The sequence below is a fragment of the Pseudobutyrivibrio sp. MD2005 genome (assembly GCF_000621865.1).
Lineage (GTDB): Bacteria > Bacillota > Clostridia > Lachnospirales > Lachnospiraceae > Pseudobutyrivibrio.
In genome coordinates this window covers 18,890-35,504 of record NZ_KK211360.1, presented here as the reverse complement: position 1 = coordinate 35,504, position 16,615 = coordinate 18,890, and the positions used below count along the sequence as shown (strand labels likewise).

14 protein-coding genes are annotated in these 16,615 nt (G+C 38.5%); 1 reads left to right on the top strand and 13 read right to left on the bottom strand.

Annotated features, from left to right (window positions below):
• Nucleotides 1-3: 3 nt before the first annotated feature.
• The 11 genes from T498_RS0112890 to T498_RS0112840 form a co-directional block, all read right to left on the bottom strand.
• Entirely contained in the window at nt 4-1,620 is a 1,617-nt protein-coding gene (locus T498_RS0112890; protein WP_028236276.1) for a flagellar M-ring protein FliF C-terminal domain-containing protein, read from the bottom strand.
• Nucleotides 1,621-1,679: 59 nt separating this feature from the next.
• The gene (fliE, locus tag T498_RS0112885) at nt 1,680-1,982 is read right to left on the bottom strand and encodes a flagellar hook-basal body complex protein FliE (RefSeq protein ID WP_028236275.1); all 303 of its coding nucleotides are present in this window, start codon (nt 1,980-1,982) and stop codon (nt 1,680-1,682) included.
• Between the two features lie 45 nt (nt 1,983-2,027).
• Nucleotides 2,028-2,480, bottom strand: a complete 453-nt coding sequence (flgC, locus tag T498_RS0112880) for a flagellar basal body rod protein FlgC (RefSeq protein WP_028236274.1) — start codon at nt 2,478-2,480, stop codon at nt 2,028-2,030.
• 37 nt (nt 2,481-2,517) lie between these two features.
• Complete coding sequence (gene flgB, locus T498_RS0112875) at nt 2,518-2,913, bottom strand: flagellar basal body rod protein FlgB (RefSeq protein WP_028236273.1); 396 nt, start codon at nt 2,911-2,913, stop codon at nt 2,518-2,520.
• Nucleotides 2,914-3,165: 252 nt separating this feature from the next.
• Nucleotides 3,166-3,942 (bottom strand): GTP-sensing pleiotropic transcriptional regulator CodY, encoded by a 777-nt coding sequence (gene codY / locus T498_RS0112870; RefSeq protein WP_028236272.1) that lies wholly within the window; start codon nt 3,940-3,942, stop codon nt 3,166-3,168.
• A gap of 117 nt (nt 3,943-4,059) precedes the next feature.
• Complete coding sequence (gene topA / locus T498_RS0112865) at nt 4,060-6,132, bottom strand: type I DNA topoisomerase (protein ID WP_028236271.1); 2,073 nt, start codon at nt 6,130-6,132, stop codon at nt 4,060-4,062.
• A 199-nt stretch (nt 6,133-6,331) separates the two neighbouring features.
• The gene (dprA, locus tag T498_RS0112860; protein ID WP_028236270.1) at nt 6,332-7,429 is read right to left on the bottom strand and encodes a DNA-processing protein DprA; all 1,098 of its coding nucleotides are present in this window, start codon (nt 7,427-7,429) and stop codon (nt 6,332-6,334) included.
• Complete coding sequence (locus tag T498_RS0112855; protein WP_028236269.1) at nt 7,429-8,964, bottom strand: YifB family Mg chelatase-like AAA ATPase; 1,536 nt, start codon at nt 8,962-8,964, stop codon at nt 7,429-7,431. The genes dprA and T498_RS0112855 overlap by 1 nt, the downstream gene beginning before the upstream one ends.
• Before the next feature lie 95 nt (nt 8,965-9,059).
• Complete coding sequence (trpS, locus tag T498_RS0112850; protein ID WP_028236268.1) at nt 9,060-10,067, bottom strand: tryptophan--tRNA ligase; 1,008 nt, start codon at nt 10,065-10,067, stop codon at nt 9,060-9,062.
• Between the two features lie 13 nt (nt 10,068-10,080).
• Nucleotides 10,081-10,614: a DUF5662 family protein gene (locus T498_RS0112845; protein ID WP_028236267.1), complete on the bottom strand. Its 534-nt coding sequence runs from the start codon at nt 10,612-10,614 to the stop codon at nt 10,081-10,083.
• Nucleotides 10,614-12,470, bottom strand: a complete 1,857-nt coding sequence (locus T498_RS0112840; RefSeq protein ID WP_028236266.1) for an alpha-amylase family glycosyl hydrolase — start codon at nt 12,468-12,470, stop codon at nt 10,614-10,616. Before T498_RS0112840 ends, T498_RS0112845 begins: the two co-directional genes overlap by 1 nt.
• A 140-nt stretch (nt 12,471-12,610) precedes the next feature.
• Here T498_RS0112840 and T498_RS0112835 point away from each other — a divergent pair, with 140 nt between their 5' ends.
• Nucleotides 12,611-12,922 carry a DUF1292 domain-containing protein gene (locus T498_RS0112835; RefSeq protein ID WP_028236265.1) on the top strand — a complete coding sequence of 104 codons (312 nt, stop codon included), beginning with the start codon at nt 12,611-12,613 and terminating at the stop codon, nt 12,920-12,922.
• Here T498_RS0112835 and T498_RS0112830 read toward each other — a convergent pair.
• Together T498_RS0112830 and gltX are read right to left on the bottom strand one after the other, a co-directional pair.
• Nucleotides 12,895-14,721 (bottom strand): ATP-dependent helicase, encoded by a 1,827-nt coding sequence (locus tag T498_RS0112830; protein WP_028236264.1) that lies wholly within the window; start codon nt 14,719-14,721, stop codon nt 12,895-12,897. The two genes, T498_RS0112835 and T498_RS0112830, sit on opposite strands and share 28 nt — an antisense overlap.
• A 58-nt stretch (nt 14,722-14,779) precedes the next feature.
• Complete coding sequence (gltX, locus tag T498_RS0112825; RefSeq protein ID WP_028236263.1) at nt 14,780-16,228, bottom strand: glutamate--tRNA ligase; 1,449 nt, start codon at nt 16,226-16,228, stop codon at nt 14,780-14,782.
• Nucleotides 16,229-16,615: the final 387 nt, after the last annotated feature.

Sequence of the window (16,615 nt, the reverse complement as noted above, 5' to 3'; positions counted from 1 at the left end):
AAATTATGCTCCCCAATCTTCGTTTAGCCAATTTCTAAGAAGCTGTGCAACAGCCTCTGGTTTTTCATCAACAAATTTTTCAATAAGAATACGAGCCTCTGATTTTTCAGTGTAGCCAATATCCTCTAATTCCTCTTCCTCCTCTTCCTGAGTAGAAGCAATCAAATCGTCAATTGTAAGCTCCTGCTCCACAGGTTCCTCCTGCTCTGTACGAAGGCTTCTGAATACAACAAAGCCAAGCATAAGGAAAATAAGAAACGCAAGAACAATCTGTAATATATCTGTAATGCTGATTCCAGGTCCCTCTGAATACTGGAACATTGGAATTTCATAAGCAACAACCTTAACACTTGTAGTAGGGAATCCTGTGGCCCTTGCAACTACTTCAATAATATCATCTGAAACTTCCATCTGCACTGGATCAGAATTAGCTTTTACAAATTCATCGAATGTCTGTCCCAGTTCATCAAGGGTGCCATCATCTTCCATCTTATCCTGATTGTAGATAGCATATGTCTTACATGTAACAGAGATTGATGATTCTTCTAAGGCACGCTTACCCATTTCATCCTTGTGAGTAGTGATTGTTTCGTCTGGAAGATAATCTCTGAAATATTCTTCTGTAGATGTTTCGGTTTGGCTGCCATCGTCCATTACGTATGTTGTGTCTTCATCATTTGTATCTGTACCAGGCACACCACCTGCTCCACCAACTGAATTGGAACTGGATCCCGACTCGCTGTCCAGATAGCCTTCTGTACGGCCCTCATCAACAGAATAATCATAGCTAACATAACTATTTTCATCGAAGTTCATTGAAAGATTGACTCCGACAGAAATATCGTCGTATAGATTGGTTCCATCTAAAACTGTGTGAACTCTGTTGGCAATTTCTGTGCTGGCTTTTTCGCGAGTGTCCTGATTTGCACTGGCTGTGCCAAGAGTCATGGTCTCGTCATCACCGGAGAAAAGCATGTTGCCATCAGTATCCATGATAGCGATGTTTTCGGTGTTTTCATTGCCAAGCATTGTAGCAACGTATCTGGCAAGACCTGCAGATGTTTCTGCACTGATAGGTGAATTGAGGGCGAGGGTGACTGTTGCCCATGAAGGCTCCTGTTTTGCAATTAATGTGCCATCCTGCTCTGGGATATTAAGAGTAACAGTTGCATCATCAACCATACTCTGTGTCTCTAAGACTTCTTCGAATTTATTTTCAAGATATAACTTATATTTTTTCTGCTTATCAGCCTCTGTTGTAGAGAAGCTTCCGTCGATAGCATCGTTGATTGTGTAGCCAGAAGCAGGGATTGAGTTGGAACCTAAAACTACGTTTGAATCGCCATAGTCCTTGTCCTCAACATAAAATGTAAAGCCGTCGTCACTTGTTTGGTATTTTATGTTTTCACCATCAAGAAGCTCTTTGACAGCAGCAGCTTGGGCTCCGTCCTGACATTCAATCAGCTGAACGTAATTTGGACGAGTAATAACCACCGCCAAAATAATGAACGACACAATAACAACAGCAGTGATTGATATAATCAAAACCTGCTGTCGCCGTGTAAACTTCCTCCACCATTCAAGTATTCGATTTAGTATCGCTTGAATTTGTTCTGGCATATAATCTCCCCTTTGTTAGTAAATACACTACTGTCTCCCGGCGCAAAGCGCCTGCCTAACTATACTTGCATCTGCATTATTGTGTTATAAGCCTCTATTACTCTGTCTCTAACTGCAACAGTGTATTGAAGCGCTATATTAGCCTTTTGTTCAGCAATCATAAGGTCGTGAGTGTTATCTGTCTCACCTAGCATAAAAGCAACCTCTTCCTTATGTGCTGCCTGTATCTGTGAATTGGTATCATCCAAAAGCCCCATAACTGAATTCAGCATGCTCTGAAAACCCTTTTCGGAATCAACCTTTGTTTCGCTTGCTGTGATTGGTGTACTACCGTATAAGCTCTGAATTGAAGTAACGTCCATCTAATTCCTCCCCTAAATCCTATAATCAAGGTCGCCCTGATACAATTACTGTCCAATCTGTATTCCGGACTGTGCCATAGATTTAATAGCTGAAAAAGCTGTAACATTAGCCTCATAAGAACGGCTGGCATCAATAAGGTTAGTCATTTCTGTGACTGTATTAACATTTGGATATGATACATAGCCATTTTCATCAGCATCTGGATGCGAAGGATCATATTCCATGATAAAATCAGTCTCGGTATCCTCTGAAACCTTTGTAACCTTAACACCATTGCCATTATAGGCAGCTGTACTATCCTTTAGTATATGACGAAACGAAGGAACACCTGCTTTAAGCTGTTTTTCCTCGAATGTAACAATTTTACGTCTGTAAGGCCCACCATTTTCAGTACGTGTTGTACTGACATTAGCGATATTCTCTGAAATGACATCCATCCTGAAACGCTGTGCTGTCATGCCTGAAGCTGCAATATCAAAAGGTTGAAATAATCCCATAGCTAACCTCCTAAAAACCCCATCAAATAGTAACTAATTACTGGAGTACTGATTTAAACCTGCTAACTTCGTTTGAAACGCTAGTGGTCAACGTCTGATATCTAAGCTGCTCGGAAGCAAGCTCCACATTTTCCGTATCCATATCAACATTGTTGCCATCTAGCCTGTATGAATAGTTCTCATAATCTGTGTATTCTATACCCTCTACATGATTATCATCGTCGTCGAGCTTGTTAACAGCACGCTCCAATGACCTCTCATGGGTAGCCATAAGTTCATTTCTAAGGACGCTTTCAAACTCGATATCCTGTCTCTTGTAGCCAGGTGTATCATCATTTGAAATATTGTTCATAATCAATGTTTGACGCTGCCAACTGACATCAGCAGTGTTATCAAGCATGTTTATAAATCCAAAAGCATCTGAACTAATCATACTTACACCCCTCCTAGATTACTTTTAATTATAAATTATATAGGAAAAAACACAAGGTATTTTTTACATCATATTGTATATTCTGAAATAATAACCCACTAGAAATAGTGTCATTTTTGTGAATTTTGTACCTTGTATTAATTCTAACCAAATAATGTGAACAAGTTATGAAAAAAGTGACTTATATACTAATTTATATAAACAAAAAGGGACCTACGATTGTAAGTCCCTTTAAAACACAAATCCATTATATTATTTGTTCTTTTTAATCTCATCAAGCTCATCAAATACAACGTCGTTTAATACCTTAATGTATGTACCCTTCATACCTGAAGAACGTGACTCGATAACACCTGCTGATTCAAATTTGCGAAGAGCATTTACAATAACTGATCTTGTTATACCTACTCTATCGGCAATTTTTGATGCAACCAATACCCCTTCGTTACCATCTAATTCATCAAAGATGTGGATGATAGCTTCAAGCTCTGAGTAAGAAAGAGTTGAAATAGCACTCTTAACTACCTGAAGCTTACGGTTTTCTTCAGCTGACTCCTCATTTACTGAACGCATCATTTCAAGACCTACGACTGTTGTGCCGTACTCTGTAAGAATGATGTCATCAATGTCATACTGCTTGTCAAATCTGTAAACAAAAAGAGTACCAAGTCTCTCACCTGCAATATCAATAGGAGCAATGATTGCTGAATACATATCAATATCAGATTTTTCAAATCCTAATGTCTTAAGGTTTACATTCTCCTTTGTAGAGAGAATTGAAAGTAATCTCTCGTTAAGAAGTGGATCAATAAAACCACCAACCTCATCAACAATAAGCTCTCCAATTTCTGTAGTATTTGGAAGATGTGATAAGCCAAGTACTTTACCCTTCTTTGAAATAACAAGCACTGAAGAATCAAGAATCTCTGTCAAAACAGAACAGATATCGTTGAATACAACCTTTGAAGAGTTGTTATTGTGTAGAAGCTTTCCTATCTTTCTTGTCTTATCTAATAATTGTACGCTCATGAAAAATCATTTCCTCCTAAATCAAATCAAATAAATTAAAAAAACATTATTTTGCGACATTTGAGTGTATTATACCACCGAGTTGTGTAAATATCAATAAAATTCAGAATATTATAACTATTTATTCTGATTTTCCACAAATCGGCACTCGTCGTTGGCACAAACTAATTTATTGCCCTTTTCTACCATGTAAGTACCGCACTTAGGGCACTTTTCAGTAGTTGGACGTGACCAGCTAATAAAATCACACTCTGGATGATTAGCACATCCAAAGAATTTACGTCCCTTCTGAGACTTTCTGATAACCACATCACCGCCACACTTTGGACATGGCACGCCAATCTTTTCTAAGAAAGGCTTTGTGTTGCGGCACTCAGGGAAGCCTGGGCACGCAAGGAACTTACCATGTGGACCAAATTTAATAACCATGTTACGTCCGCATTCCTCGCAGATAACATCAGTTACTTCATCGTGGATTTCTACCTTGGCAAGCTCTTCCTCTGCTACTTCAACCGCCTGTTCCAAATCCGGATAGAAGTTTCTAACAACAGATTTCCACTCAACAGTTCCCTCTTCAACTCCGTCAAGAAGCTTCTCAAGGTTAGCAGTGAATTTATCGTCAACGATGATTGGGAAAGAAGCAACCATAATAGAGTTAACTACTTCTCCAAGCTCAGTCACAAACAAGTTTCTAGCTTCTTTTGTAATGTAATGACGTTTCAACAATGTGGTGATTGTTGGTGAGTAAGTACTTGGACGACCGATTCCAAGCTCCTCTAAAGTCTTTACAAGTGAAGCTTCAGTAAAGTGAGGTGCAGGCTGTGTAAAGTGCTGCTTCTCCTCAAAGCTGTTAAATTCAAGCTTTGTGTCTTCTGTAAGCTTTGCAAGTGGATGAGTCTTTGATTCTTCCTCATCATCTGCAGAAACATAAATCATCATAAATCCATCAAACTTGATTGATGAATCGGATGCAGTAAACACATGATTCTTAGCTTCAACGCTAAGTGACACTGTATCATAAACAGCATTTGCCATCTGGCTGGCAACAAAACGCTTCCAAACAAGCTGATAGAGTCTAAACTGATCTCTTGTTAAGCTATCCTTAATCTCAGAAGGAATAAGCTCGATATTGGCAGGTCTGATTGCTTCATGGGCATCCTGAACCTTGCCGCTATTCTTCTTTGAAGAACCAGCCTGTACAGAAAGATATTCCTCGCCGTAATTATTTGTAATGAATTCCTCTGCTGCTGCTCTGGCCTCATCAGAAACTCTTGTAGAATCAGTTCGAAGATATGTAATCAAACCGATAGTTCCATGTCCCTTTACGCTAACACCTTCATAAAGCTGCTGAGCAACACTCATAGTCTTTTGAATAGAGAAATTCAAAGCCTTTGATGCTTCCTGTTGCATAGTTGAAGTTGTAAAAGGAAGTGGAACCTTTTTCTCTCTTGTTCCTCTCTTAATAGAGGCAATTGAGAAATCTGCGCCCTTAAGCTCAGCCATAATCTTATCAAGGCTAGCTTTATCAGAAATATCCTTCTTGCCAGTGCTGTCACCATAGTATTTGGCAACGATAGGCTTTTTCGCACCCTTTGTATCAAGAAGAACATCTAATGTGTAATATTCCTGCGGAATAAACTGCTCTATCTCTTTTTCTCTGTCGCAAATAATACGAAGAGCTACTGACTGAACACGACCAGCTGAAAGGCCGCGCTTAACCTTTGCCCATAGAAGTGGCGAGATCTTATAACCTACCATTCTGTCGAGCATACGTCTTGCCTGCTGCGCATCAACAAGATCCATATCAATTTCACGTGGATTCTTAAGTGAATTCTTAACAGCAGTTTTTGTAATTTCGTTAAATGTAATTCTGTATACCTTTTTATCTTGCAAATTGAGGGCGTGAGTAAGATGCCATGAAATAGCTTCTCCCTCACGGTCGGGATCAGTTGCCAGATATATTTTATCTGCTTTCTTAACTTCTTTTCTGAGAGCAGCAAGAAGTTCTCCCTTTCCTCGAATTGTAATATATTTAGGCTCAAAATCATTTTCAGGATCAAAACCAAGCTGACTTTTTGGCATATCCCTAACATGTCCTTGGGAAGCCATAACTTCATAACTGCTTCCTAAAAATTTCTTAATAGTGTGCACCTTTGCAGGCGACTCAACAATAACTAGATTCTTTGCCATTTAATCGCTCCTAATAACTTATATTAAGCCATCTATAAAACATCTATATATGTAAATCTCTAAAGAAATATCAAACCGTGATAAATCAGATGTAAATAGAAATCGTTCTTCACTATACAACAATATTTTTGTATTTTCAAGAAAAAATTATGTTTATTGAAGAAACAATTCAAAAAAGATTATAAAATCTAGGTACAAATCAAGCCACCTTCGTATAATTATTTTTGAAGACTTCCGCTAACATTCCCAGCTTTTCTAGGGAAAACACGAGGGATAGAAGCTTCAGATAATCCATGCCGCTCTCTTCCAATACTGTAGATATACTTTTTGGATAATCATCAAACAAATCATACACTTTCTTTTGCTCCGGGCTAAGGATGCACTTATTAGAGCTAGATTTAGTCACAGCATTTGCTTTTTCACCATATCTTTCAAGCATTTCTCCTACAAAAGCATCAGTATCATATATTACCCCTGCCCCCTGAGAAATCAATCTATTAGTGCCAAGGCTCAATGAGTCTCCAATTCTTCCTGGTGTCACATAGATGTCCTTTCCATGTTCTAACGCAAAATCTGCAGTAATAAGGGAGCCGGATTTATCTCTTGCCTCTATCACTATCACCACATCAGAAAGTGCTGAAACAATTCTGTTTCTTCGAGGAAAATTCATTGCCACTGGACTTGTCCCAATTTGATATTCTGAGATAACAGCACCTCCTCCAGATATAATATCCGAATAAAGCTGCCTGTTGTCTGTAGGATAAATCACATCACATCCGCTGCCTAAAACTGCCGCGGTAATACCATTTTTGTCAAGGCATCCCCTATGGGCGTATGAATCAATTCCTCTTGCCATGCCGCTAATCACTGTAAATCCATTAGTTCCAAGCTTTTCGCCTAATTCAAGGGCCATTCGCTTGCCGTAAGCACTGCATCTTCTGGCACCGACTATAGATACCGTTTTATAAAAGCTTGGAAGTTTTCCAATATAAAACAGCCCATATGGTGGGTCATAAATATTTTTAAGTTTTGATGGATAAGCGGGATTTTCAATTGTTATATAGGAAAATGGTGTGCTGGCAAATAGCTCGTATTCACTTTCTATATCAAATTTTGCTTTATTTGCCAGAAATGCTTCGAGATTTGCAGGTTCAAACAGATTGGAATTAATAAGCTCACTCTTTGATGCATGATAAAGATTATAGCTGTCATAAAAATAATCCACTAGTTTAGCTTTCTTTCCATATGAAATGTCCTCGTTTTTAAGAAGCCAAAACTCATATAAATAGTTTTCCATTATACCCCTGCCTCCCAATATCTTTTATCTAATCCTCTATAGCACAATGCCTCATTAAGATGATCAAACCCGATTTCTTCGCTGCTGTCCAAATCAGCTATAGTCCTTGCTACTCTAAGGACTTTATGATACGTTCTGGCAGTTAATGAGTATTTTTCATACATTGCAGACATATAGATGCTCTTTTCCTCATCCAACTTGCAAAACTTATCAATCAGGCTGCTTGGAATCTGACTGTTAAATTTAAAATCATAGTTTAAGTATCTGTCCCTTTGCATTTTATGGCAGGCCATTACTCTGTCCCTAATATCTTTAGAGCTTTCGTTCTTATTTTTGCTGACTATCTGGCTATAATTAAGGGTTGGCGCCTCAACACAAATATCAATTCTGTCTAAAAGCGGCTGAGATATCCTAGACAAATATCTTTGGATAGACTGTCTTGTGCAGTGGCACCTATTTAAGTCAGGATAATATCCGCATGAACATGGATTCATTGCCGCCACCATTACAAAGTCCGCTGGATATGTAAAGCTTCCTGCGGCCCTGGAAATATGAACCTTCTTATCTTCAAGAGGCTGCCTTAGGATTTCAAGAGTGCTCTTATTAAATTCTGTAAGCTCATCTAAAAACAAAACACCTCTATGCGCCAGGGATATTTCTCCTGGATGAGGATTTTGGCCACCTCCCACAAGGCCTTGTGGAGACACTGTATGATGAGGACTTCTAAAAGGACGCGCCTTTATCAGCCCCTGTCTTTCATCAAACATTCCGCAGACTGAATATATTTTTGACAATTCAAGCTGTTCATCACTATCCATCGGCGGCAGTATAGATGGGATGCACTTTGCAATCATTGATTTACCTGCTCCTGGAGGCCCTACCATAAGCATATTATGCATACCTGAAATAGAAACTTCGCAAGCTCTTCTTAGCGCCTGCTGGCCATTAATCATTTCGAAATCATATTGATAATGAAGCTCTGAAACACAAGGTTCAGCTAGCAGCTCTCCATTAGTCTGAAAATCACCTGAATTCAAAATTTCTATAACTTCACTTACATTTTCCACTCCAATGCAAACTAAATCAGAAACCAATTTAGCCTCCACCAAATTCTGCTTTGGAACCATGATTATCTCTAGTCCATTACGTTTTGCCTCTATAGCCATAGATAAAACACCGTTTATTGGCTGAATTTTGCCATCTAAGCCAATTTCTCCGCAAATACATATAGAAGCCAGCCTTTCGCATTCAATTATTCCTATGGCCGATAAAATGGCTACTGCAATAGGCAAATCAAAGCCTGCTCCTGTTTTTCTGATGCTTGCTGGGGATAGATTAACGGTAATACGTTTGATTGGAAGTGCATAGCCTGCATTTTTCATAGCAGAACGAACCCGTTCCTTTGCCTCCTTCACCTCCGATGAAAGATATCCCACCATCTCAAAAATGGGCATACCTTCAGAAATATCTGCTTCAACAGATATCATTTTAGAATCGATACCATAAATGGTAGCGGTATTAATAACACTATACAATTTAACTCCTTGGGGAATTTATATTGATTAAATAAAAAAGACGAGTGTTATATTATCACACCCGTCTTCGATATTCAAGTTAAATTGTAATGCGACTAACGAATACGCTCTGTAAGCCCAAGCTTCTTATGAACCTTACGTAATGTCTTATTAGCAAAATATGATGCCTTTTCAGCATTTTCTTTAATGCATTCATTGATAAATGTCTTATCTTTTTCAAGCTCTGCACATCTTTCATGGAATGGAGCGAGCATATCTGCTACTGCCTCACCTACAGCAAGCTTGAAATCGCCATAGCCTTTTCCCTCAAATTCTTTTGCTACTTCATCCATAGATTTGTCTGTTACAACGCCATAGATTTCCATAAGATTTGAAACGCCTGGCTTGTTAGCAACATCGTATCTAACCTCTGCATCAGAGTCAGTTACAGCCTTCTTAAACTTTCTGATTATTGTGTCTCTGTCGTCTACAAGGTAGATTGTTGCATTAACATTTTCATCTGATTTTGACATCTTCTTTGTAGGCTCAGCAAGAGACATAATTCTTGCACCAGCCTTAGGGAAATATCCCTCAGGAATAGTAAATACATCGCCATAAATGTTGTTAAAACGCTCTGCAACGTCACGGCAGATTTCAAGATGCTGCTTCTGATCAGAACCGATTGGAACTAGATCTGACTGATAAAGAAGAATATCTGCGGCCATAAGCGCTGGATATGTAAATAAACCAGCATTGATATTATCTGCATGCTTAGCTGATTTATCTTTGAACTGTGTCATACGGTTAAGCTCGCCCATGTATGTAAAGCAGTCTAAAATCCAGCCAAGTTCTGCATGTGCAGATACGTGAGACTGGAAGTAAATGCAGTTTTTCTTAGGATCAAGACCAGCTGCAACATACTGTGTGTAAATTCTTCTTGCGTTCTGCTTGAATTCTGTAGGGTTCTGGCGAACTGTAAGTGAGTGTAAATCCATTACGCCAAAGAAGCAATCGTAGTCCTCATGTAAATTAACCCAGTTTTTAAGTGCTCCAATATAGTTTCCAATGGTAAGCTTACCTGTAGCCTGCATACCAGAATATAATACTTTTCTTTCCTTTTCCATTTATCTGTCTCCATTATTTGTTATGTAAAATATTTCTACGAATATATTCATTTGTAGCTTTTTCACCATATTTAGCCAAGTGGTTAAGCATATCTTCTAACAGGGCGGCTGTCTCCTCATGCATAAGATACTTGCCCTTGCCTTTGTTGTAGTATTCAAGTGCACTGGAATCGGTGTAAGCTTCCTTTTGGTAGTTCTTACACGCTGCAACTCTGTCGCAATACATTTCAACCACATAATTTACAGGCATCTTCATGCCACACATCTGATGACCTGATTCCAGCCCATAATCAATCCAATATTCAAAATGATGCTTATTACGTCCTTTATGATGTAACCAAGCAAGAGAAACGCCTGTAGCTTCTCTTTCAGCGTTATTTGGGCTCTTATCGCCCTGATAGTATTTAGCACCAACCAAAAATTCAACTGGCGAATACTTTGACAAATCGTGAAGCAAGCCTTGCTTGTAGAGTCCTACTGCAAAGCACCCCTTCATAACAAGATGTCTGTGATGTGTAATAGTTTTAAAATGCTGCCAGGCTTTCATTAATTCTTACCCTTTACTAGCTTTAAACCAACCAAAACACTTATTGAATTGCCAGGCACAATGATGGATTGCTGATCATGTATTGGCTTTGGTGAAAAATCTTCATCCACGTAATCTGCGGTGTTAAAGCATAGACGCCATCGTTTTCCAGGCGCTAAAAGAGGAAGTGCCATACTAACACTGTCATAGTGGAAGTTGTAGCAAACGAATACCTCTTCATCTTCGTCAACATAAGCGCCATTATATAGCACACCAAGAGCCTTCTGCTCCTCTCCAATAGACATCATCCAAGGCTCTGTTCCGTGGAATGACATATCTGGGAGCCCCAAATGTCTGTAGTCATTCATATAAAATGGCTCTTCGATTCTAAGGCACTTGTGGTTCTTTCTAAATTCAACAAGCTGTTTAACAAATCCTGTTAAAGCTTCTTTATTTTTTGTCTTGGAAAATACAGTATATCCTACTTTATTATCCTGACAATATGGATTGTTGTTTCCTAAATGGGTAGCTGCCGCTTCATCTGCTGCTACGAATAGAGGAACACTTTGAGACATAAGAAGTGCTGTGAAAGCATTTCTCATTTCTCTAAATCTGTTAGAATTTATGATTCTATTTGTAGTCTTTCCTTCAATTCCATAGTTGAAAGAATAGTTATTATTGGTTCCGTCTCTGTTGTCTTCACCATTGTCAAAATTGTGCTTTTCTCCATATGAGTAAGAATCCCATAAAGAAAAGCCATTAACATTTGCCATATAGTTAACAAAACCATAGGAAGCGTTCTGTCTGCGCATGTGATTAGCAAATTGAACCATGCTTCCATTCATATGGTTTTCAATCTGTCTTGTAACATTCATGAAGGAATCGTTGTAAACAAATAAGTGCTTCTTGCCCTTTTCATTTACAAGAACTTCCTCTGGAATGTACTCATAGAAAATCTTGGTATCTGCAAGATATGGTTCCTCAGCAATTCTTTTGATTGGTGCATTGCAGCCAACAATGTGGAAACCATCTACGTGGAAATATCTAACATAGTACTTGAGACACTCAATAATGACCTCATCAGATGTCTCAACAGCAAAAGCCATCTCCATAACTACTTCGATTCCATTCGAATGGAGAGTGGCAATCATGTCTCTCATGCCATCTGCGGGTGTCTTAGCATCGCCAAAATAAGATGCCTTCGGTGCGAAATAAAAGGCTTCTCCAAAGCCCCAATAGTTCTTCTTGCCAGAGTATTCTAAAGCCTCTGTAATTTTTCCTTTAGGGGAAATATTCATCTTTTTATCAAGGAAAAGCTCCTCGAAATCATAAACAGGCATAATCTCGATACTGGTAATGCCCAATTCTTTAATATATGGAAGCTTTGAAATAAGACCTTTGTGGCTGCCTACCTTTGCCTTAGTAACACCACTTCCAGCAGTAAAGCCCCTCATATGCAGCTTGTAAAGAACCATATCTGAAGGTGCTATCTCCACCTTTTCATCTTTCCAATCTTCACTGAGATGAGAGATACCAGAGTATATCTTAAAACCATGCTTCTCTCTGCCACTAACATCAGCCCATTTGTCCCTGCCTACAATGGCTGTAGCAAATGGATCAACGTAAATATTCTCATCTTCCTTAATCAAATAGCATATATTATCAACATCCACATCTGAAAGAACTACCGAATACACACGACCAATTCCATATTCGCTAGTAAGATTTATTTCTTGAAGCTGTTTTTTTGTGGTTTTATTGTATACAAGAATTGATGCATCCCTCGTATATGACTTAATTGAAACTGTAAGAACGACAGAATTTTTACTTATAATTCTTGGTCCATATTCTCTAAAATCGCCCTTGGAAATTTTCATAATATGCCTCACTTCAGATAAATTGTGTGATTTTTGATAAAATATAGGTCTAAACTATTTTAATACTAGACAATATTCCTGATGAATTATATCATAAGGACATGTCTTAAACAAATAAAATAATAGGAAGGATTATAAAAATGGATCAAAACGAAGTATTCCCAGTTGACAACGAGGACGATGATGTAGTTGTAACACTTAATCTTGACGATGGTTCTGAAGTCACCTGCGAAATTCTCACAATATTTGATTTAGAGGATCAGGACTATATCGTACTATTACCTCTTGATAAAAACGGCGAGCCTAATGCTGACGGAGAGGTTTATATCTATCGCTATTTCGAAGATGAAACAGGTGCTCCTTCTCTCGATAACATCGAGTCTGATGAAGAATACGCAGCAGTTTCTGCTAAATTCGACGAAATCTACGGCGAAGACTTAGCTGATGAATAATTTAGCTCATCTAAAAATCGGGATTTATCCCGATTTTTTTTGTTTGTATAGCCCAAAAACAGGTTTCTCTTAGTCCTGGTAACGCCAACATAAAACAATCGTCGCTCCTCTTCTATATCATCCTTTGATTCCACTTTATTTGTAGGAATTATTCCTTCATTAGCTTCTACAATAAAAACGTTTTTAAACTCCAGTCCTTTGCTGGAATGCAGTGTGTACATGCCGATTTTACCGCCTTTATCAACATTTCTTGTTTTATTTTCATAATCAATTTTAAGCCTCAGCTCATTCAATAAATCTATAGCCTGCTTGATAGTCCTAAGCCCCTTAAATACTGTGAGAATAAAGTCTAAAATCATTTGATACTCGCTAAAATCAGCCTCATTTCTATAAGCCTCCTCCTTCAAAAAGGCACCGTATCCCATTACATTTTTAATATAATTAATTGCGGCGCATGGCGACATTTTAGAAATCAGTCTTATATCGGAAGCCAAAGCCTCGACAGCTCTGTAACAAGATGGATTATCCCTGTAGAAATCAAGCATCCCCCTAAAATCATTTCCTTCTTCCACACTTCGCCTGTGCAAATATCTGTTGGGTCTATTTATTATCGATAAAAGCCTCGCTCTAGTGGAATTTCCTATAGCAATCTGAAAATAAGCCTCCAAATCATTAATAATAAAATGGGTATAAATATTAGGCATTTGCTCCTTTAAATAGAAAGGCATTTTAGAAGTAAGCATTTTATTAACTAAAAACCTGGCATCTGAATGATTTCGATACAATATTGCTATTTCATCGTATTGCACGCCTTCATCAATTAGCTTTTTTATCCTAATATAAATAGCTTCTGCCTCTTCTTCTTCATTTTTATACTCATTAATCTCTATGAGTCCATCAGCTGCTGTTCCTTTTATTATCTTTTGGAATCTGTTTTTGTTGTTAGATATAAGATTTCCCGCAGTTTTCACTACATTTAAGGGATTGCGATAATTGTAATCAAGCAGGATTTGCTTAGCATCTGGATATTCTTCCAAAAATCTTTGCATCAGCCTTGGATTAGCGCCTCTAAAACCATAAATGGATTGATCATCATCACCAACTCCAAATATATTTCTAGTCTTAGCCGAAATTAGCATCATCAGCTTGAACTGTATATCATTCATATCCTGCATTTCATCAACAAGAAAATACTTATATCTCTCCTGCCATTTTGCAAGAACATCAGGTTGCGTGACAAACATGTGATATGCCTTTGTCAGCATATCATCAAAATCAATCAGCCTATATTTTTCTTTTAGTCCTTCGTAGGCTTTTTCAAAGGCTCTCAGCTCTTCTCTATCAACATATTTAGGCATATACTCAGCCAAGCTACAGCTAGCGTTGTTGTATCTAGATAATTCTTGGGAAAGTCCATTCAAAAGGACATTATCATCTTCTGCAAATCCAGCAATGCTCATTGCCTGTTTTAGAAGCTTACTTCTGGCGCTTCCCATTAAAATATCAGAAGACCTATAACCTTTCTCCTTCTGTAAAATCCCCCAAAACAAAGAATGGAACGTTCCGAAGGTCACAGAATAAATATCATCTGATAACCTATCGAAACGTTCCTTCATTTCAATAGCTGCAGCTTTAGTAAATGTGATTACTAAAATCTCGTGAGCTGGGATACCAGATTTGATGAGTTCAAATACTCGTGTAGTTAAAACGGCAGTCTTGCCACTTCCTGGACCTGCCAAAACTAAGCATGGTCCATCAACATGCTTCACTGCTTCTGATTGGCTACTATTAAGCTCCATTTTCCTCCTAATAGTCGCACTCAAAGTAAATCTAAGGTTCCCAAGCCTTATTATTTAATTAAGAAAGCTTTTCAATAGCTGCTTTGATACGTTTAATAGATTCCTCTTTACCAAGGATTTCCATAAGCTCTGTTGCACCGCCTGGTGTCATCTGCTTTCCTGAAACTGCAGTACGCACTGGCCAGAGAACGTATCCATTTTTATATTCATGCTCTGATGCAAATCCAGAAAGAAGTGCGTAAAGAGCATCGTTTGAATAATCATCCTGTGCCTCAAGAACTGGTAAAAGCTCCTTGAGAACTGCAAGGGAAGACTCCTCATTTGTCTTCATTTTCTTATGAGTATACATTGCGCTGTCATACTCTGGTACAGCATCAAAGAAATCAACATGATCTTTGATGTCTGGGAAGATTTCGATTCTTGTCTGAACCATCTTCGCAATCTTCTTAAGGTCATAATCACCCTTGATGTATTCCTTAAGATATGGCTCAGCCATCTCGTAGAACTTATCAAAGTCCATAGCCTTCATGTACTCGCCGTTCATCCACTTAAGCTTTGTGATATCGAATACAGCAGGTGACTTTGAAATACGGTGATAATCAAACTCCTTAACAAGCTCCTCTAAAGAGAAAATCTCGTTATCATTTTCTGGTGACCAACCAAGTAAAGCAACGAAGTTAACAACAGCCTCTGTAAGGAAGCCCTGCTCGATTAAATCCTCGTATGAAGAGTGACCTGAACGCTTAGAAAGCTTCTGGTGCTCCTCATTTGTGATAAGTGGGCAGTGAATGTACTTAGGTACTTCCCAACCAAATGCCTCATAAAGACGATTGTATTTTGGTGAAGAAGAAATGTATTCATTACCACGAACAACGTGAGTGATTCCCATAAGGTGATCATCTACTACGTTGGCAAAATTGTATGTAGGATATCCATCAGACTTGATAAGAATCATATCATCAAGCTCAGCATTATCTACTGTAATCTCTCCGTAAAGCTCATCTACGAATGTAGTTGTGCCTGTACGTGGATTGTTCTGACGGATAACATAAGGCTTTCCAGCTGCAAGATTAGCCTCTACCTCTTCCTTTGAAAGATTAAGGCAATGCTTGTCATAGATATGGATTTCCTTATCGCCAATTACCTGCTTGCACTCTGCAAGACGCTCATCATCACAGAAGCAATAATATGCCTCGCCTTTTTCAACGAGCTTCTTAGCGTACTCAAGATAAATACCGGCAGCCTGACGTTCAGACTGAACATAAGGTCCTACGCCCTTGTCCTTATCTGGGCCTTCATCATGGATAAGACCTGTAGCTGCAAGTGTTCTATAGATAATATCAACAGCACCCTCAACAAGACGCTCCTGATCTGTGTCTTCGATTCTAAGAAGGAAATCTCCCCCCTCATGCTTTGCTACTAAATATGCATAAAGAGCTGTACGAAGATTACCTACGTGCATACGACCAGTTGGTGATGGTGCGAAACGTGTTCTTACTTTACTCATTGTAAATCCTCTCAAACTTAATTTAGGATTGCAGAAATAATGCAATCCTAAATTATTCTATACCATTTTTGTAATTTTTCAAGTAAGGATTTGTTACCATTCACAGTTTGTTTTGGTGGGTCGCCATCCCCCCTGCTGTGGCCTCCAGTATACACATGGCGTGATTTTGCGAATATTGCAGTTTTTCTTATGGGCCAAATTTATGCATCGCACATGTGTCTTGTTGCGGAATGAACCATTTTGAAAAATGTTTTTTAAGTGGCGGACACTATAGTTTTTATGTACTTCTCAGACTGAGGGGACTTGGTTTCATATTACGCTTGCTAAGTAACATGACAAAGCAGGTTTTGCATATATAATCACCGTGGCACATTCAACATCGTGTTT

Coding starts and splice junctions, on each gene's coding strand:
- codY (WP_028236272.1), bottom strand. CDS start 3,942: ATGAGCGTACAATTATTAGATAAGACAAGAAAGATAGGAAAGCTTCTA.
- fliE (WP_028236275.1), bottom strand. CDS start 1,982: ATGGACGTTACTTCAATTCAGAGCTTATACGGTAGTACACCAATCACA.
- T498_RS0112835 (WP_028236265.1), top strand. CDS start 12,611: ATGGATCAAAACGAAGTATTCCCAGTTGACAACGAGGACGATGATGTA.
- T498_RS0112840 (WP_028236266.1), bottom strand. CDS start 12,470: ATGAAAATTTCCAAGGGCGATTTTAGAGAATATGGACCAAGAATTATA.
- T498_RS0112890 (WP_028236276.1), bottom strand. CDS start 1,620: ATGCCAGAACAAATTCAAGCGATACTAAATCGAATACTTGAATGGTGG.
- topA (WP_028236271.1), bottom strand. CDS start 6,132: ATGGCAAAGAATCTAGTTATTGTTGAGTCGCCTGCAAAGGTGCACACT.
- trpS (WP_028236268.1), bottom strand. CDS start 10,067: ATGGAAAAGGAAAGAAAAGTATTATATTCTGGTATGCAGGCTACAGGT.
- flgB (WP_028236273.1), bottom strand. CDS start 2,913: ATGATTAGTTCAGATGCTTTTGGATTTATAAACATGCTTGATAACACT.
- dprA (WP_028236270.1), bottom strand. CDS start 7,429: ATGGAAAACTATTTATATGAGTTTTGGCTTCTTAAAAACGAGGACATT.
- flgC (WP_028236274.1), bottom strand. CDS start 2,480: ATGGGATTATTTCAACCTTTTGATATTGCAGCTTCAGGCATGACAGCA.
- T498_RS0112845 (WP_028236267.1), bottom strand. CDS start 10,614: ATGAAAGCCTGGCAGCATTTTAAAACTATTACACATCACAGACATCTT.
- gltX (WP_028236263.1), bottom strand. CDS start 16,228: ATGAGTAAAGTAAGAACACGTTTCGCACCATCACCAACTGGTCGTATG.
- T498_RS0112830 (WP_028236264.1), bottom strand. CDS start 14,721: ATGGAGCTTAATAGTAGCCAATCAGAAGCAGTGAAGCATGTTGATGGA.